Origin of the sequence: Aestuariivirga litoralis, assembly GCF_015714715.1 — a bacterium.
Lineage (GTDB): Bacteria > Pseudomonadota > Alphaproteobacteria > Rhizobiales > Aestuariivirgaceae > Aestuariivirga > Aestuariivirga litoralis_A.
In genome coordinates, this window is record NZ_WAHS01000001.1 from 210,850 (window position 1) to 232,411 (window position 21,562).

General features: G+C 57.3%; 22 protein-coding genes and 1 tRNA gene. 11 read left to right on the forward strand and 12 right to left on the reverse strand.

The window, feature by feature from the left end; all coding sequences use genetic code 11:
- Positions 1–124: 124 nt before the first annotated feature.
- Positions 125–844 carry a response regulator transcription factor CtrA gene (gene ctrA / locus F8B91_RS01090; protein WP_196501875.1) on the reverse strand — a complete coding sequence of 240 codons (720 nt, stop codon included), beginning with the start codon at positions 842–844 and terminating at the stop codon, positions 125–127.
- 545 nt (positions 845–1,389) lie between these two features.
- On the opposite strand from ctrA, the gene F8B91_RS01095 reads away from it, so the two are divergent.
- Positions 1,390–1,704: a flagellar export protein FliJ gene (locus F8B91_RS01095; RefSeq protein ID WP_196501876.1), complete on the forward strand. Its 315-nt coding sequence runs from the start codon at positions 1,390–1,392 to the stop codon at positions 1,702–1,704.
- Positions 1,705–1,740: 36 nt separating this feature from the next.
- Here F8B91_RS01095 and F8B91_RS01100 read toward each other — a convergent pair whose 3' ends face one another.
- Genes F8B91_RS01100 through F8B91_RS01110 form a run of 3 tightly spaced genes read right to left on the reverse strand, consistent with a single transcriptional unit; the run spans position 1,741 to position 4,014 of the window.
- Complete coding sequence (locus F8B91_RS01100; RefSeq protein WP_196501877.1) at positions 1,741–2,460, reverse strand: hypothetical protein; 720 nt, start codon at positions 2,458–2,460, stop codon at positions 1,741–1,743.
- The gene (locus F8B91_RS01105) at positions 2,457–3,053 is read right to left on the reverse strand and encodes a LysE family translocator (RefSeq protein ID WP_196501878.1); all 597 of its coding nucleotides are present in this window, start codon (positions 3,051–3,053) and stop codon (positions 2,457–2,459) included. The genes F8B91_RS01100 and F8B91_RS01105 overlap by 4 nt, the downstream gene beginning before the upstream one ends.
- Position 3,054: 1 nt before the next feature.
- On the reverse strand, positions 3,055–4,014 hold the full coding sequence (locus tag F8B91_RS01110) for an aminotransferase class IV (RefSeq protein ID WP_196501879.1): 960 nt from the start codon (positions 4,012–4,014) through the stop codon (positions 3,055–3,057).
- A gap of 121 nt (positions 4,015–4,135) precedes the next feature.
- Here F8B91_RS01110 and F8B91_RS01115 point away from each other — a divergent pair, with 121 nt between their 5' ends.
- Complete coding sequence (locus F8B91_RS01115) at positions 4,136–4,663, forward strand: GAF domain-containing protein (RefSeq protein WP_196501880.1); 528 nt, start codon at positions 4,136–4,138, stop codon at positions 4,661–4,663.
- Between the two features lie 81 nt (positions 4,664–4,744).
- Here F8B91_RS01115 and F8B91_RS01120 read toward each other — a convergent pair whose 3' ends face one another.
- From F8B91_RS01120 to F8B91_RS01135, 4 genes are all read right to left on the reverse strand, one after another.
- A complete protein-coding gene (locus F8B91_RS01120) occupies positions 4,745–5,509 on the reverse strand; it encodes a PIN-like domain-containing protein (protein ID WP_196501881.1) in 765 nt (254 codons plus the stop codon).
- Positions 5,510–5,549: 40 nt separating this feature from the next.
- Positions 5,550–7,169: a DUF262 domain-containing protein gene (locus tag F8B91_RS01125; protein WP_196501882.1), complete on the reverse strand. Its 1,620-nt coding sequence runs from the start codon at positions 7,167–7,169 to the stop codon at positions 5,550–5,552.
- A 647-nt stretch (positions 7,170–7,816) separates the two neighbouring features.
- Positions 7,817–9,667 carry a monovalent cation:proton antiporter-2 (CPA2) family protein gene (locus F8B91_RS01130; RefSeq protein ID WP_196501883.1) on the reverse strand — a complete coding sequence of 617 codons (1,851 nt, stop codon included), beginning with the start codon at positions 9,665–9,667 and terminating at the stop codon, positions 7,817–7,819.
- A 91-nt stretch (positions 9,668–9,758) separates the two neighbouring features.
- Positions 9,759–10,034 carry a DUF1153 domain-containing protein gene (locus F8B91_RS01135; RefSeq protein ID WP_196501884.1) on the reverse strand — a complete coding sequence of 92 codons (276 nt, stop codon included), beginning with the start codon at positions 10,032–10,034 and terminating at the stop codon, positions 9,759–9,761.
- 229 nt (positions 10,035–10,263) lie between these two features.
- On the opposite strand from F8B91_RS01135, the gene mnmA reads away from it, so the two are divergent.
- The 4 genes from mnmA to F8B91_RS01155 all read left to right on the forward strand — a co-directional run bounded on the left by mnmA (position 10,264) and on the right by F8B91_RS01155 (position 13,020).
- On the forward strand, positions 10,264–11,460 hold the full coding sequence (gene mnmA / locus F8B91_RS01140; RefSeq protein WP_210324314.1) for a tRNA 2-thiouridine(34) synthase MnmA: 1,197 nt from the start codon (positions 10,264–10,266) through the stop codon (positions 11,458–11,460).
- Positions 11,453–12,058, forward strand: coding sequence for a class I SAM-dependent methyltransferase (locus F8B91_RS01145; protein ID WP_196501885.1), 606 nt, complete (start codon positions 11,453–11,455; stop codon positions 12,056–12,058). Before mnmA ends, F8B91_RS01145 begins: the two co-directional genes overlap by 8 nt.
- A 51-nt stretch (positions 12,059–12,109) precedes the next feature.
- Entirely contained in the window at positions 12,110–12,892 is a 783-nt protein-coding gene (locus tag F8B91_RS01150; protein WP_196501886.1) for a CDP-alcohol phosphatidyltransferase family protein, read from the forward strand.
- Between the two features lie 51 nt (positions 12,893–12,943).
- Positions 12,944–13,020: transfer RNA gene (locus tag F8B91_RS01155), tRNA-Met, on the forward strand.
- A gap of 38 nt (positions 13,021–13,058) precedes the next feature.
- Here the strand turns inward: F8B91_RS01155 and F8B91_RS01160 are convergent.
- Entirely contained in the window at positions 13,059–13,637 is a 579-nt protein-coding gene (locus F8B91_RS01160; RefSeq protein ID WP_196501887.1) for a hypothetical protein, read from the reverse strand.
- A gap of 158 nt (positions 13,638–13,795) precedes the next feature.
- Here F8B91_RS01160 and F8B91_RS01165 point away from each other — a divergent pair, with 158 nt between their 5' ends.
- The 5 genes from F8B91_RS01165 to spt all read left to right on the forward strand — a co-directional run bounded on the left by F8B91_RS01165 (position 13,796) and on the right by spt (position 18,632).
- Positions 13,796–14,332 (forward strand): hypothetical protein, encoded by a 537-nt coding sequence (locus tag F8B91_RS01165; protein WP_196501888.1) that lies wholly within the window; start codon positions 13,796–13,798, stop codon positions 14,330–14,332.
- Between the two features lie 196 nt (positions 14,333–14,528).
- Complete coding sequence (locus F8B91_RS01170) at positions 14,529–16,241, forward strand: fatty acyl-AMP ligase (RefSeq protein WP_196501889.1); 1,713 nt, start codon at positions 14,529–14,531, stop codon at positions 16,239–16,241.
- 13 nt (positions 16,242–16,254) lie between these two features.
- Entirely contained in the window at positions 16,255–17,199 is a 945-nt protein-coding gene (locus F8B91_RS01175; RefSeq protein WP_210324315.1) for an NAD-dependent epimerase/dehydratase family protein, read from the forward strand.
- Positions 17,196–17,444: an acyl carrier protein gene (locus F8B91_RS01180; protein ID WP_196501891.1), complete on the forward strand. Its 249-nt coding sequence runs from the start codon at positions 17,196–17,198 to the stop codon at positions 17,442–17,444. The genes F8B91_RS01175 and F8B91_RS01180 overlap by 4 nt, the downstream gene beginning before the upstream one ends.
- 3 nt (positions 17,445–17,447) lie before the next feature.
- Entirely contained in the window at positions 17,448–18,632 is a 1,185-nt protein-coding gene (gene spt, locus F8B91_RS01185; protein ID WP_196501892.1) for a serine palmitoyltransferase, read from the forward strand.
- On the opposite strand, the gene F8B91_RS01190 is transcribed toward spt, so the two are convergent.
- From F8B91_RS01190 to F8B91_RS01200, 3 genes are read right to left on the reverse strand one after another with little or no spacing between them, the layout of a single operon-like run.
- Positions 18,629–19,594, reverse strand: coding sequence for a diacylglycerol/lipid kinase family protein (locus F8B91_RS01190; RefSeq protein WP_196501893.1), 966 nt, complete (start codon positions 19,592–19,594; stop codon positions 18,629–18,631). The two genes, spt and F8B91_RS01190, sit on opposite strands and share 4 nt — an antisense overlap.
- Positions 19,591–20,661 (reverse strand): LptF/LptG family permease, encoded by a 1,071-nt coding sequence (locus F8B91_RS01195; RefSeq protein ID WP_196501894.1) that lies wholly within the window; start codon positions 20,659–20,661, stop codon positions 19,591–19,593. Before F8B91_RS01195 ends, F8B91_RS01190 begins: the two co-directional genes overlap by 4 nt.
- A 2-nt stretch (positions 20,662–20,663) precedes the next feature.
- Complete coding sequence (locus tag F8B91_RS01200) at positions 20,664–21,557, reverse strand: metallophosphoesterase family protein (RefSeq protein ID WP_348641707.1); 894 nt, start codon at positions 21,555–21,557, stop codon at positions 20,664–20,666.
- Positions 21,558–21,562: the final 5 nt, after the last annotated feature.

Sequence of the window (21,562 nt, forward strand, 5' to 3'; positions counted from 1 at the left end):
ATTTCATGTTCCCTAGGACCTTGCCTTATCCCGCAATTCTATCGGGCGATCTCTTTTGACGAAGGACGCGCCGCTGGTTCCAAAAAGTCTCTCAACTTTTTGGCGCGGCGCTTTATGGGTCTCGTTAGGCGACTGCTGCCATGTCTTCGTCGGCGCCGTGCATGGGTGGTGCACCTTCGCGCAGCACGTAACCCCGGCCCCAGACTGTTTCGATGAAATTTTTGCCCTGTGCGGCATTGGCAAGCTTCTTGCGCAACTTGCAGATAAACACGTCAATGATCTTGAGTTCCGGCTCGTCCATGCCACCGTAAAGGTGATTGAGGAACATTTCCTTGGTGAGCGTGGTGCCCTTGCGGAGCGAGAGCAGCTCCAGCATCTGGTATTCCTTGCCGGTGAGGTGCACGCGCTGGCCGCCGACTTCAACCGTCTTGGTGTCGAGATTGACCTGCAATTCGCCGGTGAGGATGACCGACTGGGCGTGGCCCTTGGAGCGGCGCACCACAGCGTGGATGCGGGCGACCAGTTCGTCCTTGTGGAACGGCTTGGTCATATAGTCGTCGGCGCCGAAGCCCAGACCCTTGACCTTGTCTTCGATGCCGGCGAGGCCCGAGAGAATGAGGATTGGCGTTCCCACTTTGGAGACGCGCAGCGACTTCAGAACTTCATAACCGGACATATCCGGGAGGTTCAAGTCGAGAAGGATGATATCGTAATCGTACAACTTGCCGAGATCGACGCCTTCTTCGCCCAGGTCCGTCGTATAGACGTTGAGACCCTCCGATTTGAGCATCAGCTCAATCGACTGAGCGGTGGCTGTATCGTCCTCGATCAACAAAACCCGCATGTGGTTCCCCTTATCCTAACCCCGGCGCACCGGAATCCCAAACCGATCTTCGGGAGCTGCCTGCTCACGAATGCTTAACTCTGTTCCTTAAGATAGGCTTAGAAAGGTTAACAAAACCTAATCCGAAACCACGTCTTGGTTTACGATGTAACCTCAATAGGTTGTGGCAAGCTTGCGAAAGCACACCAATAGAGGGAAAACCGTGGACGCGGACTGACTTACTGTTTTGTTCACTGCGAGGATTTTTCAGGTTTACCCGCTTTTAAACCTGTTCATTTATCATCTCTGATCGATGAACGACTCTCCATTAGGTAGTTGATTCGGAGAATCGTGAATAGAGTCCATAATGAGATTTTGAAAAAATCGCGTTTGGAGAAGGGCCATTCAAGGCGGGGCGGCGTGCTTACGTGCTGAAAGTGGTTTTTTGAGTTTGTGTTTTGTGTGTTGCGTAAGTGAGTGAGGGTACCATGCGTTCAAGAGACAGCCTTTTGCGGCTGAACCGTTTCCGCGTTGAAGATTGCCGGAGGCAGGTTGCAGATATGGACATGATGATCGGGGACCTGATGCGCAAGCATGACGATCTCGACAATCATGTGAAGTTTGAAGAAACCCGCACTGGTGTTTCCGATCCCAACAATGTGAATTATTCGATGGCCGCGAAAGCTGTACGCAGCCGGCGCGACAACATGCTCAAATCAGTGGCCGAATTGCGCGACCAGCGCGAAGCCTCGTTCGAGCGCCTGAAGGAAGCCGAAGGGGATCTCAGGAAGATCGAACTGCTGGTGGAAAAAGACGCCGCCGCGGGGCGCGGTGCGCCGGTGATTGCCGCCGCCGAGCTGGCCGCCAGCGCACATCGCTAAACCACCGCCCCGTGGGGCAAGGTGAAGTTTCGAGGCTCACGCGAAAGCGTGGGCCTTTAGTTTGTCGTAGTAGGGCCGTGCCTGGTCGGCGATTTTCTTGAGATGATCAGGCAACTCAACCGCCTTCGCTTCAGGTGCTGAGAAACCCGTGCTCGCCCAGGCGGCATTGTACCAGTGCGAGGCCCAGACCCCGTCGCAGGATTTGGGGCCGGCTTCCCAGTGCAGCATGGCGGGATCAAATGCGATGCCAACAGCTGCACACAGCTTCTCCAAGCTCGCTTGCGGATTCTTTAGATGCTCATCCGCATCGACCACTGGCGGTGCCTTGCCCGTGGCATCGGCCACCTGTTCGAAAATCTCCGCCTGCTCGACAAAGCCGATGGCGTGCAGCGTCACCTCGTCATGCTTCTTGGCATAAGAGGCCAGCACCTTCTCCGGGCTGCGGATCAGAAACGCATTCGTCAGCCCACGGATGAATGTCCGGTCGAATGCCGGCACCATGTGATGCGTCATGTGCTTCTGGTAGAAAACCGGCTTCGCGGCAGGGCCGGCACAGCGCATTGCCACCCTGCCTGCATCATTCTCATCCGCCGCCAGGATCTCTTTGGTCATCGGATGCTGCAAGCCGGTCTGCGCCAGATAGGCGGCGTAGAAGGGTTCATCCCAGGCCATGCCATCAGGCCGCGCCGCGAAGGCATACATCATGGCGGTCGAGATGTTGCGTGGCCCGGACCACATGGCGATATTGACGCTCATTTCAGATTTCCTGTCGAGATGAAGAACCAGATGGCGGCGAGGCCGATCAGCGCGGCCAGAACACGGCGCAGGATCACGGCTTGCGGTGAATGTTTGAGCCAGCCTGCCAGGCTGCCGGAGGCCAGTGCGATTGCAGTATGCACGCCGGTCGCCACGGCCACATAGAGCGCGGTGAGCCAGGCGATCTGCGGCCAGCCCGCGTCTGGACTCAAGAACTGCGGCAGGATCGCCGCGTAGAACAGATAGGCCTTGGGGTTGAGAGCGTTGGACACGAAGCCCTGGCTGAAATACGTGCGATATGAAGCGGCCGCCACGTCCTCGTCATCGGCGTCGATCCACGCGTCATAGGCGAGATAGAGCAGATAGAGCGTGCCAGCCACGCGCAAAGCAGTGAGCAGACTAGGGAAGGTGTTGAACAACACCGTGAGGCCGAAGCCCGCGACAAGCCCTGCGAGACCCAGGCCCAGGCACACACCCGCTACGGCGGCCAATGCGGCGCGGCGGCCATGGCGTGCGCCCACCACGGCCAGCCAGGTCATGTTGGGGCCGGGCGTCAGCTCGATCAGCAGGCTGGCGAGAAGAAAGCCCCACATGTCAGAGTGCGCGCAGCGCTTCTTTTTTGGCCAGCGCCTTGTAGCCTTCCGACAGCTTGCGCGAAATCGGCCCGGCGCCACTCCACTCCTCGGTGGACAGTGGATGGCGCACCGGCCGCCCGTCAATCACCCGCACAGGTGTCACGCCCGCAAAGGTGCCAGTGACGAAAGCCTCGTCGGCGCCATAGACGTCATACAGCGAGAACTGCTTTTCAAAAGCCGGAATGCCCAGGTCATGCGCCACGCGCAGCAGTGCGCGCCTCGTAATGCCGGGGATGCAATATTGCCCTGTAGAAGTCCATAGCTCGCCCCGGCGCACGATGAAGAAATGCGTGGAATTGCAGGTGGCCACAAAGCCCAGCGGATCGAGCATCAGCGCCTCGTCGGCGCCGGCATTGGCGGCCTGCACGCAGGCCAGGATGCAATTCAGCTTGGAATGCGAATTCAGCTTCTGGTCCTGCACATCGGGCGCACCCCGGCGGATATTCACCGTATGCAGCGACAGGCCGTGCTCCATCGCACCGGGCCGCGGCTCTTTATATTCGGGGATGATCACGATGGTGGCCGAGCCGATGGTCACGCGCGGGTCTTGATAGGGCGTGGCCTTCACGCCACGCGTCACCATCAGGCGGATATGCACGCCGTCGCTCATCTTGTTGGCGGCGATGCAGGCGAACAGCCGTGCTACGAGCTCATCGGGCGAGAGCCCGATGTCCATGAAGATCGCCTTGGCGCCTTCATACAGCCGCTCAATATGCTCGCGCAGAAATGGCACGCCGCCGCCCACCAGGCGCAAGCCCTCCCACACGCCATCGCCCAGGATGAAACCTGAGTCAAAAACCGAAACCATGGCTTTCTCGCGCGGGAACAACTCGCCATTGACCGAGATCAAAATGTTGAGATTGCGTGGATCGATGGCAGCGTCGTGGAGGTTGGAGGCGGGGGCGATGGGAGCGTTCATGCGGTGATTATGGCGGCGCGGGCGCGGGGAGGGAAGCCTTGGGCAAAGAATTTTTTCACTCTCTGGCGCGCACACCCTATATGAAGGGCGCAGAACCAAGTTCACAGAGTGACACGGCCACATGGCAAACGACTATTTCGAACCCGACAATCTCCTCAAAAGCATGCTGGCTCTGGAAGCGTTTGACATTCTCGATACGCCGCCGGAGGAGGGCTATGACGCCGTCGTCCAGCAGGCCAAGGAGATTTGCAACACGCCGGTGGCGCTGGTCACTTTCGTGGTGCCCGAGCGGCAATGGTTCAAGGCGGCGGCGGGTTTTGACGGCTGCGAAACCACGCTGGATAAATCGGTATGCAAATTCGCCATGTGGTCGGACGACATTTTTGTGATCACCGACCTGAGCAAGGATGAGCGCACCAAGATGAACCCGCTGGTGACCAGCGATCCTTCCATCAGGTTCTATGCCGGCGCGCCCTTACGCACCACCGACGGCGTTCCGCTGGGCTCGCTCTGCGTGATCGACCTTGTGCCGCGCCCGGAAGGATTGACGGACGCGCAGAAGGACGCGCTCAGGGCACTGGCCGGGCAGGTGATGGAGCAGCTCGAGGCGCGGAAGGCTATGCGGGAGCAGGTGGAGCTGGCGGAGTAACGCGGCATTTAACGAGATCAAATGGACAGGTTGCACCGACCAATATTGTAATTGTGGAAGTTCGCGGCCAGTGCAGTGAGTCTAAGCGGCCACACCGTTCGCAAATTTGTCGAGTGTCCAGATATCAAAATCAACTTCGAGCAAAGCGCGCGCTTCCGCGAACAAAACTGGATGGGGCTTACCTTCTCTGCACCAATCCAATTTCGCATCGTTTGTTATCAAAATGAGCCGGTCAAAATTGCGACGGTTTGCTTTCAATTTAAGTAGGCCAAATAAAAGATCTGCCCAAACATAAAAATCGCCGTCACCCGGATCTTTGAAACCTGGTGGTGTCTTCGCTTTCTTCCGGTGTTCAGCACTCTGATGTAGTGCTTGGCGAGGGGCAAATGGCACTTCTGCCGTCGACTTTAGCCCTTCAAGAAATTGCTCAGTACGTCTGATCATATCGGGATGAAAGAGTGCCCCGTTTCTATCTTTGAAATCATCCAGCCCTGCTTTTAAAGATATTAGAGCTGGATCTGTCTCGCTTCCCGCTCGCTCAACATCCTTCATGAAAGCCTCAAAGTTTTTTTGCAGACTCTTAGAAATGGTGTCGATCACATTTAGCTGATTATTCCAAAATTCCTGAACGACCTGCCCCGGGAGTATGATTGGTCCTTGATGTTGGGCATTCAGATAGTCAATTATCCCCACGCTTTTTTTATGACCGGGAATGCGAAGCACGGCACTGGCATCAAGAGCAATTGCTGCATTTGCAAATGGTCGATTGGTTTGCGCAGTACTCAATGCGGATATGAGCGCGGGAAGTGCTGGCAATTCTAGTTGTCTGTCGAAGACTTCAATCATCTTCGCTAACAAGGCTTCCGGTCTAACCCTCGCTCTTGCTCTAAGCATACCAAATATCAGCTGCCGCTTTTGCTAGGCGCGCTGCCATCAACTTAACTGCGGTTGCATCCCAAACTTCAATTTCTTCTAGCTCGCGCACCCACTCCCCATGCCATGCAGTTGGAAGCACGTGCACCTTGAACCCAGGCCATGTGATCGCGTCGCCCGGTCGCCTGACTTCGGATGACAAAAACGTGTTGCCGATTGTGGTGAGCCAATAGGCCCGCTCATCATCATCAAACCCAGGCCAGGCGATAGCGGTTTTCGGCATAACGAAATGCAAGACTCCGTAGGTCTCTGGAACGATTGACCGAGACACAATGGAGTTTCGAATGAATGATAGCGTTCCTTTGTTGAACGATCTTTTGCTCAACTGGCTTTCAAAGAAATCTTTTGTTGGATTGAGGTCGCGCAGGTCGCTTTCAAGGAACCCCCATGACGAAGTGTCTTTTACTTTTTTGGCCGCATCCGAAAATCTGCGTTCAATATTGCCGGTTCCAAGTGTTCCTACGATAATGCGCCTGACAACTAGTTTCAGTACATATTCGAGCCCCTGCTGCGGATTAGGTAAATCTGAAATAGCTAACATGAGAGGTCGAACGGTGATGACGTTTAACTTGTTCAGTGCGATAAACGCCTTCAGTGCAAACGGTTCAGCTGGGCCCTCTAGAGTTGGGTCAATCATTTGAGAATATATTGGCAAGCGTTGGCCCAAGAGGTTTAAGACCTCTAAGGCTGAAGGTGCTCTTTTACTGTTGGACGGATCGCGATTTGCCAAAAACGCAAACAAGTCCCTAGGCAATACATAACCGCTCTCGACGGTGATGACATGACGAATATATTGAACGAGACTAGTTGTCCCTTCAGCAGAAAACGTGCTCGCGATCCGCTTCCAGTTTTCATATATCGACTCTCTTTTAATCTCTGGCGTTTGGCTTAAAATGAAATTTTTTAGGAGGTCGGCGGTGGTGAGATCGCGTCCTCTTGTATTGATAACCTCAAAAACACCGTAGGCTGTCGCAGGGTTCGGATGTACGAAAACTGCAAAGTAGAGCTTGTGTGTTATAAACTCGGTCCACTTACCCAGCCGTCTGAACGGATCTGGCGCTAAGTCCGTAGCAAGAGATTTTGCAATAAAATCGAACGACGCACGCATTTGCCCCGAGGTGCTATCTTGGTTTTTGACCTTTTTGGCCTTGGTGCCGTTGGCAATGATATCTTGAAATGTGACGTTATCTTCGCTGTCAGTGAGCCACACACGAGGCTTGGTTTCATCAGTTGCATAATCAATTGAGCTTAGGAAATCTGCCTGAAGTCTATCAGCTAGCGCCTTACGACCGCTGCGTGTTGCTTCGTGAAATAGCGCAGCCGCAAGCAAACTTAGAGTGACAATTCGCTGTTGCCCATCGACAATCTGTTTTCGCTGGCCTTGCTCAGTTAAGATCACTAGGCCAAGGAAATAACTTTCGCCCTCAAGGGCGCCTTGTATGTCGGAATAGAACTCCTTCACTTCCTCGTCTTGCCAAGCATACTCACGCTGGTATGGAGGAACTTCGAACATCGAGCTTGAAAACAACGCGCCTGCTGTACTGGCATTTGCGTTTAATTCCGTTTGGGCCATTGCTTCAACCTCGACGTATAAATATTCGCAGTGACCTGACCTTATTCAAGAACTGCAGGTGGCGCAATGAAGGTTGCTTCGTATATCAACGAGATAATGGCGAATTTCTCAATACAGAAAATATTCCTTTACAAGGAAATAAAAGTTCGCTATCCGTTCCCGCAGTCTTTTTCACAGTAGGGGACGATGATGATCACAGAGTTCCATGATCGCGGAAAAGATGGCAGCGCCTGCAGGGTGGAGACTAACTCACTCCATGCTTCCGGGAGCTCCGGTACTGGACCGCGGGCACTAAGACCCACGCGCCTTCAATGGCTAACCAATATTAGTGCCGGATTTAAAATCGCTGCGTTCTGCCCACGGGCTTTGAGCCTCACGGCCACTAAATTCCACAATCATGCATATGCGGGCTTGAAGCCAGTGGCGGGGCATCCCCTCCACTTTTTTGGTTTGCGCGGTGACTGCATGACTTGAGCGGCCCCTCACAATCCCACTCGTTTCACTCGCGGGCCCCAACCCTCTCCCCGTTTCACGGGGCGAGGGAGTAGGTGCGTGTACATGGCCTCGCCCCGCTTGCCAGGCATTTTCTTCGAAAATGCTTTGGGGAGGAGGGGGACCCATGCGGAGCATGGGGGAGGTGAGGGGGCTCAGGTTTCGTGGCGGATGCTGCGTTGTTCTTCCTGCTTTTGCAGTTCCTGGTCGGCGGCGAAGACTCTCGCGATTTCGCTGCGTGACTGTCTGGCCAGATCGATCAGTTTCTGTTCGTCGTCATCCTGCACGGCGGCAGATTTTCTCAGGAACTTCTCGTCCAGTTCGCGGAACAGTTTCACCATGCGGCCGGCTTCGGGCTTGGTGTGGCCGAGGGCGAGCAGGATGTCGTGGCTCATGAACAGCGACGAGCCGAACACCTCGCGGTACACATTGGTGACACCGTTTTTCATCAGCTCCATCGCGTGGCTGCGGTCAAAGGCGCGCACGAAGATTTCCAGATTGGGGAAATTGCCGCGTACGATCTGGACCAGCTCATTCACCTTATCCGGCTGGTCAATGGCGATGACCAGCAATCTCGCATGGCGCGCGCCGGCAGCCTCCAGCAGATCAAGGCGCAGCGCATCGCCATAGAAAACATTGAAGCCGAATTTGCGCATCACATCGACCTGGCTCGAGTCATTCTCCAGCACCACGGTCTTGTAGCCTTGCGCGTTCAGCACGCGGCCCACCGTCATGCCGAAACGGCCATGGCCGGCGATGATGGCATCCGCACCATCATGGATGATCTCATCAGCCTCGCGCGCGTCGAGGGCGCGGGTGAAGCTGGGCTGGATCACCTTGCGGTCCAGCATCATCAGCAGCGGTGCAGCGGCCATCGACAGTGCCACAACAGCGGTGAGCATGGCCGCAGTCTCTGCCGTCAGAAGGCCAAGCCCCACGCAGAAGGCGATCAGCACGAAGCCGAATTCCGAGGCTTGCGTCAGCGCCGCGGTGAAGAACCACTGGTCCGGCTTGGTCAGTTTGAAAATCCGCGCGATCACATATTGGGTGGCGAATTTCAGCGCGATGAAGCCGACGAGGCTGGCGATCACGGTGACGGCTGCCGTCTTGAACAGGCTGAAATCAATCTCGGCACCCACCGCGATGAAGAAGATGGCCAGCAGCAAGCCTTTGAAGGGCTGCAAGTCCATATCGATTTCGTGGCGGTATTCACTGTCGGCCAGAACCACGCCGGCGAGGAAGGCGCCGAGCGAGGGCGACAAGCCCACACAAGCCATCAGCAGCGAAATCGCCATCACCAGCAGCAGCGAGAAGCCGACGAAGATTTCGCGCTGGCCGGTGCCGGCGATGATGCGGAACAGCGGGCGCAGGATGTAACGCCCGGCCACCAGCACGGCAGCAACGGCGAGAATAATCGCGCCGACATGGAGATAGACTGGCGTATGCGCGAACAGGTTCAGGCTGTGCTCATCAGGCTCGGGCCGCGTGCCGGCAATCAGCGGCAAGAGGGCGAGGATCGGGATCAGCGAAATGTCCTGGAACAAGAGAATGGCGAAGACCGATTGGCCAGCCGGGGTCTTCAGCTTGCCTGTTTCCTGCAGCGATTGCAGCACGATGGCGGTAGAGGAGAGTGCGAGAATAAGCCCGATGCAAACCGCCTCGCGCCAATCGCCACGGAAAGCGAAGGCGGCAAGGCCCAGCACGCCGGCTACGCCGAGAAGTTGCGCCACGCCAAGGCCCATCATCTTGGTGCGCAGCTCTTTCAGCTTGTCGATTTCGAGTTCAAGGCCGGCGAGGAACAGCATCATGGTGATGCCGAATTCGGCGAAGTTTTTAACCGCCTCGTCGCCAGCGCGCACGAAGCCCAGCACCGAAGGCCCGATGATCACACCGGCAGCGAGAAATCCCAGCACCGAACCGAGGCCCAGGCGCTTGGCAATGGGTGCCGAGATCACCACGGCTGCGAGATAGAGGAGAGACCAGAGAAGAAATTGATTGAGTTCCATGCGCGCCAATATGGCGGCGGTCGGCCAAATTGGGAAGCCTCAAACGCCAAAAGCCGGGCTGCCCCGGCTTTTGCAAAAACTCTACGCCGTTTTACTGGCGGTAATGCTGGATGCGCGTGGTGCGCAAACCGGCAAGGCCGTGCTTGTCGATCGACCGCTGCCAGCCCAGATATTCCTCAACAGTGAGGGTATACCGGCTGCAGGCTTCTTCCAGGGAAAGGAGACCACCGCGAACGGCAGCCACCACTTCCGCCTTGCGGCGGATCACCCAGCGGTGATTGCCGGGAGGAGGAAGATCGGCGATCGTCAAGGGACTGCCATCGGGCCCGATGACGTAATTGACGCGTGGACGCAACTGACCATTCATTTACGCATACTCACAAACTGACCTTGCGAAGGAGACGAAATGTATCATCCGCACAGTTACAAATCTGCCACGCTGGCCTTAACAACGACCTAAGTGCTTCTAAACAAATTCCAAAGACCGGCCTCAGGCTGGTTCAATTCGGCACAGAAAAGCCCCTTCCGCCGTTCCCTTGCGGAATAATTTGAAAAAGGGTGTAAGAAAGCCGCAATCGTACCCACTTGAAGAATTCATGAATATCGACAGACGCATCATTGATCTCGTGCATGACGCCATGGCTCTGCCAGGTGATCCGTCATCGCATAGAGTCGTGTGCGCCATGTCAGGCGGGGTGGATTCTTCCGTGGCCGCCGCGCTGCTGAAGTTGGCCGGCTATGATGTGGTCGGTATCACGCTGCAGCTTTATGATCATGGCGAAGCCATCCGCAAGAAGGGCGCCTGCTGTGCGGGCCAGGATATTCACGATGCGCGCCGCGTGGCCGCTGCGCTGGATATTCCGCATTACGTGCTGGATTTTGAAACGCGCTTCAAGGAAAGCGTGATCGACGAATTCGTCGAAGCCTATGTGCAGGGGGCCACCCCCATTCCCTGCGTGCGCTGTAACCAGACGGTGAAATTCGCCGATCTGCTCGCCCGCGCCCATGATCTGGACGCTTCCGCTTTGGTGACGGGCCATTATGTAGAAAGCCGCGTGCTGGCCAACGGCCACCGCGGCCTGTTCACGCCCGCCGATATTGCGCGTGACCAAAGCTATTTCCTTTTTGCCACCACGCAGAAGCAGCTGGATTTCTTGCGCTTCCCGCTGGGCCTGCTGAGCAAGCCGGAAGCGCGCGCTGTGGCGGAGGAACTGGGCCTGATGGTGGCGCAGAAGCCAGACAGTCAGGACATCTGCTTCGTGCCGGATGGCAATTACGCCGATGTGATTCTGAAGCTGCGGCCTGATGCGGCAACGCCAGGCAATATTGTGGATATGGATGGCAGTGTGCTGGGCCAGCACAATGGCATCATCCATTACACGATCGGCCAACGCAAAGGTTTAGGCATCGGCGGTGGAGCGCCCTTGTTTGTTGTGCGGCTGGAGGCTGATACCGCGCAAGTGGTGGTCGGCCCACGTGAAGCCTTGAAGCAGCATGATATCAGCGTAAGCGATGTGAATTGGCTGGGTGCCTTGGCACTGTCGGATCAGCCTCAGGAAGTTTTTGCCCGCATCCGCTCGACGCGTGCCCCCGTTCCCGCTTTGCTGAAGCGCGATGGGGCAGGGGCCGTGCTCACGGTGGCGGAAGGCGAATTCGGCGTATCGCCCGGCCAGGCCGCTGTGTTTTATGACGGGCAGGGCGCTGGCCAGCGTGTGTTGGGCGGCGGGTTTATCGCGCTGCCGAAAACCCGTGTCGCCTTCACTCGTTCGCAAGCGTTGCCGGCCCATGCCTAATCCCAACCGCATTGTGGAAACATGCCGCAAGGCGGTCCAGCCGCTGGTTTTCCTGCGGCAGTTTGTTGAGTCACCACGTGCGGTCGGCTCCTTTGTGCCCAGTGGCGAGCATCTGGCTGCGGCCATGGTCAAGGGCTTGGCGCCCTGTTCCGGGCTGGTGGTGGAGCTGGGGCCGGGCACGGGTGTGTTCACCCGCCGGTTATTGGCCATGGGCATTGAACCTGCGCATTTGATGTTGGTCGAATTCAATCCGGTCTTTGCGCGCCGGCTGCGGAAAGAATTTTTGGGCGTTGATGTCGCTGAAGGTGATGCGGCAGATCTCGATATGATGCTGGCGGAACGCGGCTTGGACAAAGCAGCGCTGATCCTGTCGAGCTTGCCGTTCCGCAATTTGCCGGCAGAGAGTGCCAGCCGCATCGTGATGGCGATGGGCCGCGCGCTGGCGCCGGGCGGCACTGTCGTTCAGTTCACTTATCGTCTCTTGCCGCCCATCGCACCTGATGACGCGTTGCGCGCCGGGCTGGCGGGGCGGCGGCAGGAACTGGTTCTTGCCAATTTTCCGCCAGCCTTCGTCTGGCATTATGACAAGCGGGAGTGATTGCGCAGGTCCACTCTCCTCTCTATAGTTTCATAAAAATGGGGAGATGCGGTGCCGAAGCTTCAAATCAAGCCTAGTCTCGAACATGAGATCAAGAAGGGCGTGGCCTGGTCGGTTCATGCCTTTACAGCCAGCGGCATCGTGCTGGGTTTTCTCGCGCTCGTATCGGTTCTGAAAAATGATGCCGTTGCCGCCTTCATGTGGCTGGGCCTCGCACTTTTCGTGGACGGAGTAGATGGCACGCTGGCACGGCGGGCCCGCGTGAAAGAATACACACCGAATTTTGATGGTGGCTCGCTCGATCTGGTGATCGATTTCTTCACTTACGTGGCAGTGCCGGCATTGATGATCTATTGGTTTGACATGGTGCCCGCGCCCTTCTGGTTCGGCACCCAGACCTGGAGCCTGATCATGGCGGCGCTGATCATGGCCGTTTCGCTCTATACATTCGCCAATGTGAACATGAAGAGCTTCGATTATTATTTCGTGGGCTTTCCAGCCATCTGGAATGTGGTGGTGCTGTATTTCTACCTGTTCAATACCGGCTGGGTGGTCAATTTCATCACTATCATTGGGCTTTCCATCCTCACTTTTATTCCGGTGAAGTTCGTGCATCCACTGCGCGTCACGCTGTGGCGCAATGTGACGGTGCCGATGACGGTGCTGTGGGCGGCATTGACACTCAGCCTGGTGATTTCAGGCCGCAACCCGGACTATTCCGATTGGTCCTACAAGATTCAATTGTTCCTGTTCGGCTTCGCGTCGCTCTATTTTGCCGGCATCTCGCTGTGGCGCACCTTTGTGGTGGGCGACAAGGAAGAGGAACACGAGTGACACAGGTGCCTTGACTTGGCGCATGGGTTTTACATATACGGACGCAATCTCGGCGAGGTAGCTCAGTTGGTTAGAGCACGGGAATCATAATCCTGGGGTCGGGGGTTCAACTCCCTCTCTCGCTACCACCATCATAAGGCCCGGTTTTTACCGGGCCTTTTTGTTTTCACTTGGGCGGCGAAATGGTAATCGCGGGGTCGTAGGTGATGTGCTGCACTGTCTTTGATTTCTTGCCCATGGCTTCACCGTCGATGATCATGATGGCAGGCCGGCCTTGGGCATCTTTGTAGGCAGTGATGTGACTGATTACTTTGGTGCCCATTACATTGGCGTTTGAATCAAAAATAAATGCGTCAAGGTTTTGGCCTTCGATGGATTGACTGCCCAGACATTGCGCATTCTTGACGTTTTTCATGCCGTCTTCGATCTCCATTTTCATGGCACCACTCATGGCGCCCGTCATGGCCGCAGGCATCTGGCGCCAGGCGCCACCCATTTTCATCCAGGTGCCTTGCTTCAGCATCACGGCTTCCATTTCTGGGGATTTCATGTGGAAGCTTGAGGGCAGGATCACATCCGCCTCGATCTTGCGAGTGGTGCCACCCATGCTTTGATCCATGGAGACGTGATAGGGTCCGGACGCCAGATGCGCCTGCATCATGGCCTTGATTTCATCCAGGCATTCGGCACGTGACGGTGTGGCTACGCAAAGCACGGCGAACGCGGCAAGCAAATGATATTTCATCTTCGGCCTCTTCAACAGAAAGCCCCTCGTGGCCTTCATAGCAGTCGCGGCAGAGCAGGGAAAGCTGTGCAGTTAACTTGACTGGCACGGGGCCTGCTGTGTTCCTGTTGAAAATGCCGGTCCCACACCCGGTCTGCCTTAATTTGATACAGTTTGTGATGAAAGCGCGTTTGATGACCGAGCCCGATACTTTAACCAAGGCCCTTAAGGATGCGCGCCTCGCCGAGGCTGTGCAGCTTGATGCCATTCTGAATGCCCGCGACGCGCGGATTCTGCGTCTCGGCGCACTGCGCGATGCCGTCTTGCCGGAACTGGCCGGACACGATGCTGCCAAGACGCTGTTTGATCTCAATGTGGTGGAAGGCGAAAAGCCCAAATTGTGGATTGATCTGATCTCCTGGGTGGAGATGGAGCCCGATCCCAAGACCTACCGGCTGGTGCAATCGCGCGAGAGCGCCGAAGGCATTTTGTTCGAAACCAGTGATGCAGCAGAAATGCAGCGTTTCATCATCCGCTACATGGCACACCGCCTGGTGGAGCGCGAACGCCGCACGGTCAACACGGGTTTTGTCGGCCAAACCGTGCAGCGCCGCTATAGCTTTGGCGAGCTGCTCTATGTCTGGGCCACCGGGCTCCTGTTCGGGGTTCTGGGACTCACCGCTGTGGCACTGATCCAGGGCTGGCTGAAATTCTGAGCCAGTGGAGAAATATCGTCTTATATTTCAGTATCTTATCCGCGTTACAAAATGAAACACCAAGTGATTTCCGGGCTTGTATAACCGGTTGGTAAGCCTGTTCCTGAGGCATCACTTGTGGGAAGGCATCAACGTGAACGTAACCCTTGCGGTTAATGAAAAAGCGGCAGTTCCGGTTTTGATCAAAACGCCGACCGTGAACCAGAACCTTCCGCAGTGCCAGGCCGATTTTTCCACCTTGGCCGCAGGTCTCGATTACGCCGCCCAAGGTGTGACCGGCATGAATTTCTACAGTGGCCGCGGCGCGCTTGAGCATGTGATGCCCTATGCCGATCTGCGCCGCCGTGCCCTGGTTGTGGCGCGCAAGCTTTTGTCCACCGGCCTGAAGCGCCTCGAGCGCGTGGCCATCGTGGCGGAAACCGGCCCGGAATTCATCATCACTTTCTTCGCCTGCCAATACGCCGGTCTTGTGCCGTGCCCAGTGCCCTACAGTATGTATATCGGTGGCCGCGAAGCCTATGAACAGCGCATTGCCGGCATGCTCAAGGCTGCTGATGCCCATGCCGTCGTGGCGCCGAGCGATCAGGTTGAGAGCCTGCGTGCCGCTGCTGCCATGGCTGGCGTGACTCAGGTGTTTACCCACGAAGACATCGCAGCCCAGCCAGAAGCCATGTCCAAGCTTCAGGGCTTCGGCGCTGAAGACGTGGCCTATATCCAATATTCATCGGGTTCGACATCGGCCCCCAAGGGTGTTCTGATTTCGCAGCGTGCGATCACCACCAATGCCCGCGGCATGGTGGTTTTCGGCCTGAAGACCAAGCCTACTGATCGTGGCTTTTCCTGGCTTCCGCTTTATCACGACATGGGACTGGTGGGCTTCTGCCTTGGTCCGATGCTGTCACAATGCAGCATTGACTATCTGGCCACCACGGCCTTTGCGCGCCGTCCCAGCCTGTGGCTGAAGTTGATGTCGGAAAACCGTTCGACGATCTCGTTTGCGCCCACTTTTGGTTACGACCTTGCTGCCAAGCGCATCGGTTCGGAAGTCTCGAAGCTTGACCTTTCGGCCTGGCGTGCTGCCGGCATTGGTGGCGACATGGTGCGCGCCGATGTGCTGGCAGAATTTGCGCGTGCGCTTGAACCTGCGAAATTCAACGGCAATGTTTTCCTGCCCAGCTATGGCATGGCGGAATCCACATTGGCTCTTTCTTTCCCGCCTACAGGGCGCGCCATCCGCGTAGACTATATCGACAAGAATATCCTGCGCCACGAAAGCCGCGCTGTTCCGGCGGAGCAGGGTGCTGCTGATACGCGTGGCTATGTGGCTTGCGGGCGTATTCTCCCCGGCCACCAGATGGAAGTGCGTGATGCTGCAGGCCAGGTTCTCGCTGAGCGCCTGGTGGGCCGCATCTTCGTCAAGGGGCCCAGCCTGATGAGCGGCTATTTCCACAATGTTGAAGCCACTGCCGAAGTGATCGATGATCAGGGTTTCCTGAACACCGGTGACATGGGCTATCTCATCGATGGCGAAATCGTCATCACCGGCCGCGCCAAGGATTTGATCCTGCACAATGGCCGCAATATCTGGCCGCAGGACATTGAGTGGGCTGCCGAGCGTTATGCCGAATTGAATTCCGGTGACGTGGCCGCCTTCGCGGTTGAAGGCGATGACGGCGACGATGAAGTTGTCGTACTGGTCGAATGCCGCAACAGCGATACGGCCGAGCAGGAAAAGCTGCGCCATGAAGTAGCCAAGTTGGTGCATCAGGGCTCGGGCGTTGATTGCAAGATCGAGCTTGTGGCCCCGCGCAGCCTGCCTTTCACCTCGTCGGGCAAATTGTCCCGCGCCGGCGCACGGGCCAAATATCTGGCTGGTGAGATCACCATCGTTGCCCCGCACATCGCCTGAGAAGCCGAAGCCCTTGCGTGTTGCCCTGACGGGTGGCACCGGGTTCTCCGGAGCTTTCATCCTGCCGCAGCTTCTAGCCGCCGGTTATGATGTGACCGCTTTGGCGCGCCGTCCCGAAGCGCTTGCTGGAAAATGTTCCAAGGTAATTGCTGGCGATTTTTCTCGCGATGATGTGCTGGCTAGGCTGGTTGCCGGCGCTGATGTAGTGCTGCATGTGGGCGGTGCCACCCACGCACCGAGCCGGCAGGGATTTTTCGATGTCAATCTGGCCGGTACGCAGCGGCTTTATGATGCCGCGCGCAAGGCTGGGGTGACGCGGTTTGTCTATGTGTCGTCATTGGCGGCGCGCGAACCGCAGCTTTCGGCTTATGGCGCCAGCAAGAATGCGGCGGAGCAGTTTCTGCTGCCGCTGGATTCGAAAGAGTGCAGCGTTTTGATTTTGCGTCCTCCAGCAATCTATGGTCCCGGTGACAAGGCTACTTTGCCGCTGTTCAAGTTGCTGCAATCGCCTGTGGCATTCATGCCGGGCAAGAAGGGTTCGCGCTTTTCATTGCTCTATGTCACCGACTTTGCACGCATCATATGTGATGCGGTCGAAAGCAAAGCGCACGGCCTTTATGAGCTTGATGACCAGGCTCAGGGCTATGACTGGCAACAACTGGCGGATGCCAATCGTGCTTTGACGGGCAGGCCTTCGCGGCTGGTGCATCTGCCGCATGGCGTGGTGCATATGGCGGCGGGGCTGGCAGAAACTGCTGCACGTTTTTCTGGCAAGACCAGCACGATGAACCGCCAGAAGATCCGTGAAATCTATCACGATGATTGGGTGGCGCGTTCCAACATCTGGCCGCTGTCCAAGCCCACACGCCTTACCGATGGCATGGCGCAAACTTTGGATTGGTACCGGGCCGAAGGCTGGTTGCCGCAGAAAAACAATAAGGCTAGAAGCGCCGCATGACTGAGATTACTGACATTGTTCCCGTGCTTGTGGATCTCCTCAAGCCCTTCAATTCCGAAAATATCCCGCTGAGCGAAGCCACCGATATTCCGGCTGAGCTTAACATCGACAGCGTGGGCGTTCTAGACTTCATCATGGAAGTCGAAGATCATTTCGATGTCGAAATTCCGATGAATGCGGTGGCCAGCATACGCACCGTGGGCGAACTCGCCGCCTATGTGCAAACCCGTTTGAACAAGGCGTGATCGATGGTTGATCTTCTCGACAAGCACCGCGGCGTGATGGAGCGTTTCCAGCGCATGACGGATATGGGCATCAATGGCCTTGGCGTCACCAATGACAAGATGCTGTCGCCGACACGCGCCGTGGTGGATGGCCGTGAGATCATCCTGGCCGGCACCAACAATTATATGGGCGTGACCTTTGATCCGCGCTGCATTGCCGCCGGGCAGAAGGCTCTCGAGGAATTTGGCACCGGCACCACCGGTTCGCGCATCGCCAATGGCAGCTTCGCGCTCCACAAGGAGCTGGAGGCAGCGCTAGCCGATTTCCTGGGCCTGGAACACTGCATCATTTTCACTACCGGCTATCAGGCCAATCTCGGCATGCTGTCTGGCCTCGCCGGCCCCAAGGACACGATCTATCTGGACGCGGATTCGCATTCCTCGATCTATGATGGCTGCACGCTTTCCGGCGCCAAGCTTGTGCGCTTCCGCCACAATGACGCGGCCGACCTCGACAAGCGCTTGGCGCGCGCTGAGAATGATGGCGGTGGCCGCCTTGTGGTTCTCGAAGGCATCTATTCGATGCTGGGTGACCGCGCCCCGTTGGCTGATTTCGTGGCCCTGAAAAAGAAACATGATTTCCAGCTCTGCGTGGATGATGCGCATTCTTTCGGCGTGCTTGGTCCCAATGGCCGCGGGCTTGGTGATGAAGCGGGTCTCTCTGAGCATGTGGATTTCGTGATCGGCACGTTCTCGAAGAGCGTCGGCGCCATTGGCGGATTCGGAGCTTCGAACCATCCGCTGTTTGAAACGCTGCGCTATGCGATGCGGCCCTACATGTTCACGGCCTCTGCCTCTCCGGCTTCGATTGCAACATCGATTGAAGCCCTGAAAGTATTGAAGGCTGAACCGGAACGCCGCGCCAAGATCTGGGCCAATTCCGAGCGCCTCTATAACGGCCTCAAAGGCCTGGGCTTCGAGATGGGCTGCGATGTGGTGAGCCCGGTTGTTGCCGTGAAGATGCCGGACGAGTTGACTACGATTGCCAAGTGGAACGCGCTGTTCCAGGGCGGTGTTTACGTCAACATGGCTGTTCCTCCTGGCACGCCAAACCGTCTGTGCCTGTTGCGCTGCTCGGTTTCTGCCGCGCATACCACGCAGGAGATTGACGACATTATCAGCGTGTTCAAGCAGGCGTTTGCGAACTAAGCCGCACCAAGAATAAATTTGAATTCCGGCCCGGCCTGCACGCGCAGTGCGCCTTGTGCCGGGCCGTCGAAAAACTCGCCGTCCATCACATAAGGTTCGGGGCAGCTGATCTCGAAGGCATCGCTCGTAAAGCTCACGCAACCCGGCGGGATATTCTTGCCGATGCGGCCATACATCAGCGGCAGGGCCCAGCGCAGAATATTCGGCGGCGGATAGGCCACAGTGAGCGTGCGCAATGCGCCGTTGCGCGCGCCCCAGAAGGGCTGTGTGCGGAAGAAAAGGTGGTTCAGCGTGGTGGCGACGAACATCAACTGGTTGCCTTGCGCCGTAATCTTGCCATCGCAAGTCACAGTCATCGGACTGGCGCGGTCGAGGCGCGTGAGATCACCCGGTTTCGGTTTGGAGAAGGCGGCTTTGGCGAGGCCCACGGCAATCGTGGCGAAGCTGGCCATGCTGCCTTTCACGCCCTTGTCATTGTAATCGACCTGCGCGCTGCGGGTAGCGCGGGCGGCGGCACCGGCACCCAGCGTGAAGCCAAGGCGCGGCGGTGCTCCGACTGGATTGAGCACATGGATCGTATGCCGCGTGGCGACCTTGCAATCGGGCAGGGTTTTGATAAAGCGCGCTTGCGCGGCAATGCTGCCGATATGGAGGCCAATATCACCTGCCGTCAGATTGGTGGTGCCGTGCGGCAGCAGACCGATCTGGGGCAGGGTTTTGAAATTGGCCTTGCCGGCCACATGGGTGAGGATAGCTTGAATGGTGCCATCGCCCGACGAAATGAAGAGATCGGTCACGCCGTCTTTGGCGCATTGGTCAATGGCGGGTTCGAGTTCGGCGAAGTCGGCGAACCGGTGCAGTGACAGTCCGGGCTGGTCTTTCAGTACTTGATAGAGCGCTTCTCCCTTGCCGTTGTTGCGGCCGGAAAACGGATTGATCAGAACGCCCGCGCGTCTGGTCATACGTGATCGGTGCGCGCCAGCATGGCGAAGGCAATCGCCGCCATCACCAGCAGCGGCCCCCATGCGGCAATCCAGGGGGCCACCGCGCCGGTTTCACCCAACGTCATGGCCAGGCCGTCAGAGACGAAATAGGCAAAGCCCAGCGCCACGCCGGCCACGAAAATCTTGCCAAGCCCACCACCGCGACGGAACGCTGTGCCGAGCGGCACACAGAGGATCACCATGACGATGGAGATGATCACCGGGGTGAGGCGCTTCTGTTCCCAGGTTTGATAGACATGCTTGGCGCGCACGCCGTACCCATCATTGGCGGCGAAGTCGCGGATTTCCGAGAAAGTCATTTCCTCGGGCGAGCCGACGCGCTTGTTGTCGGCCAGTCGCAGCGAGCCCTCATAAGTGGCCTGGGCAACGCGGGTAGGCTTCTTGCCATCGGCATCATAGCTGGTGACATTGTTGAGCAGCCAATGGCTGTCTTTCTGGGTGGCCGTGTCAGCGAAGATTTCCGAGGTCAGCTGGCCCTGTGGTGCGCGCTTGAAGATGGTGACGTTATACAGCGTCTTGTTGTCAGCAGACATGCGGTCAGCACGCATGATGTCATTGTCGGAGCGGATCCATACAGGGTCATTCGGATTAGTGCTCAGCTTGCGGGTGGCATAGTCAGCAATGCCCCAGCTGCGCAGCGACGGGGCTGCGGCGGGCACGGCTTGGTCCATCAGCAGAAAATGCGCAACCCCGACCAGGATCGCCATGGGTAGCAACTTGATGATGAGGCGCGAGGGTGAAATGCCGGTGGCCCAGATCGCTGTGAGCTCATTGCGGTAGGACAATTCGGTCATCGACAGGAGCAGCGCTAGCAGCAGGCTGGTCGGCAGGAACAGCGCCAGAATGCCGGGCGTGCGGGTGAGCACATAGGTGCCAACCGCCACAAAGGGATTGTTGGCAATGCGCAGCACGTCGGTGAGGAAGCCCACAACCTCAAGCGTCAGCACGAAGAAGGATAGACCCAGCAGGATCACCGCAAAGCGGATCAGGATCATGCGGGTGAGCATGCGGGCAAGGATGGACATTATCAGTTTTCCAGGTTGAAGGCCGGCTGGGCCACGAAGCCCTCGTCCTTTCCCTTCCATTGGTTGATCGTCACTCGGGTCATCCATTTGCCCGATTGGCGCGCAATTTCATAGAGGTTCCATTCGGCGGGCTGATGCGCGTGAAGCGCCATGCTGCCGGAGGGCACACCAATGGCGGGCACCCGGATGCCTGCTTCCTCCAGCCAATGCAGCTCGCGGCGATGGTTGTGGCCGTGGATCACCAGTTCCACTTCCTGTTCGCACAGGATGGTTTTGAGTTCCGCCGCATCCTGCAAGGCGCGCAACTTGGTGGCAAGGCCAGGGCCTGGCGGATGGTGGATCATCACCACGCGGCAGAAGCCCTTGGCCTTCAAATCAATGAGAAGCTGGCGCAACGAGCTGCGCTGCTTTTCACCCAACCGCCCTTCGGCACTCTGGAAGGGGCGAGGCAAAGCCGAGTTCAACCCGATCAAAGCCACGTTGCGGCGCAGGCGCACATAGGGGAAGGCTTCGGGAACGCGCATGTCTCCGGCCATGAAAGGCTCGAACAGCTTGAGACTCTTGTCATAAGCCACTTTGGCATAGAGATCATGATTGCCGGGCACGAAGGACAGCCAATCGGGTGGGCCCAACCTGTCCATCCAGGCCCGCAGCGGTGGAAATTCCAGTGGACTGGCAATGTTCACCGCATCGCCGGTGAAGGCTACATGATCGGGCTTTGCCGCTTGAACCGACTGCATCAGGGCATCCGCCACCTCATTGAGGTGCAGATATTTGCGGCGGAAATGCCATGACACGGCACCAATCACCCGTTTGGGGCGAAAGGCATGGAGGGCTGCACCCCGTGGCAGCGGCCCCATATGAAGATCAGAAAAATGAGCGAGCGTGAAATTCACAGCGC

Bases quoted from the DNA above. Each gene is read 5' to 3' on its own strand.
- ctrA (WP_196501875.1), bottom strand. From the start codon at position 844: ATGCGGGTTTTGTTGATCGAGGACGATACAGCCACCGCTCAGTCGATT.
- F8B91_RS01095 (WP_196501876.1), top strand. From the start codon at position 1,390: ATGATGATCGGGGACCTGATGCGCAAGCATGACGATCTCGACAATCAT.
- F8B91_RS01100 (WP_196501877.1), bottom strand. From the start codon at position 2,460: ATGAGCGTCAATATCGCCATGTGGTCCGGGCCACGCAACATCTCGACC.
- F8B91_RS01105 (WP_196501878.1), bottom strand. From the start codon at position 3,053: ATGTGGGGCTTTCTTCTCGCCAGCCTGCTGATCGAGCTGACGCCCGGC.
- F8B91_RS01110 (WP_196501879.1), bottom strand. From the start codon at position 4,014: ATGAACGCTCCCATCGCCCCCGCCTCCAACCTCCACGACGCTGCCATC.
- F8B91_RS01115 (WP_196501880.1), top strand. From the start codon at position 4,136: ATGGCAAACGACTATTTCGAACCCGACAATCTCCTCAAAAGCATGCTG.
- F8B91_RS01120 (WP_196501881.1), bottom strand. From the start codon at position 5,509: ATGATTGAAGTCTTCGACAGACAACTAGAATTGCCAGCACTTCCCGCG.
- F8B91_RS01125 (WP_196501882.1), bottom strand. From the start codon at position 7,169: ATGGCCCAAACGGAATTAAACGCAAATGCCAGTACAGCAGGCGCGTTG.
- F8B91_RS01130 (WP_196501883.1), bottom strand. From the start codon at position 9,667: ATGGAACTCAATCAATTTCTTCTCTGGTCTCTCCTCTATCTCGCAGCC.
- F8B91_RS01135 (WP_196501884.1), bottom strand. From the start codon at position 10,034: ATGAATGGTCAGTTGCGTCCACGCGTCAATTACGTCATCGGGCCCGAT.
- mnmA (WP_210324314.1), top strand. From the start codon at position 10,264: ATGAATATCGACAGACGCATCATTGATCTCGTGCATGACGCCATGGCT.
- F8B91_RS01145 (WP_196501885.1), top strand. From the start codon at position 11,453: ATGCCTAATCCCAACCGCATTGTGGAAACATGCCGCAAGGCGGTCCAG.
- F8B91_RS01160 (WP_196501887.1), bottom strand. From the start codon at position 13,637: ATGAAATATCATTTGCTTGCCGCGTTCGCCGTGCTTTGCGTAGCCACA.
- F8B91_RS01165 (WP_196501888.1), top strand. From the start codon at position 13,796: ATGAAAGCGCGTTTGATGACCGAGCCCGATACTTTAACCAAGGCCCTT.
- F8B91_RS01180 (WP_196501891.1), top strand. From the start codon at position 17,196: ATGACTGAGATTACTGACATTGTTCCCGTGCTTGTGGATCTCCTCAAG.
- spt (WP_196501892.1), top strand. From the start codon at position 17,448: ATGGTTGATCTTCTCGACAAGCACCGCGGCGTGATGGAGCGTTTCCAG.
- F8B91_RS01190 (WP_196501893.1), bottom strand. From the start codon at position 19,594: ATGACCAGACGCGCGGGCGTTCTGATCAATCCGTTTTCCGGCCGCAAC.
- F8B91_RS01195 (WP_196501894.1), bottom strand. From the start codon at position 20,661: ATGTCCATCCTTGCCCGCATGCTCACCCGCATGATCCTGATCCGCTTT.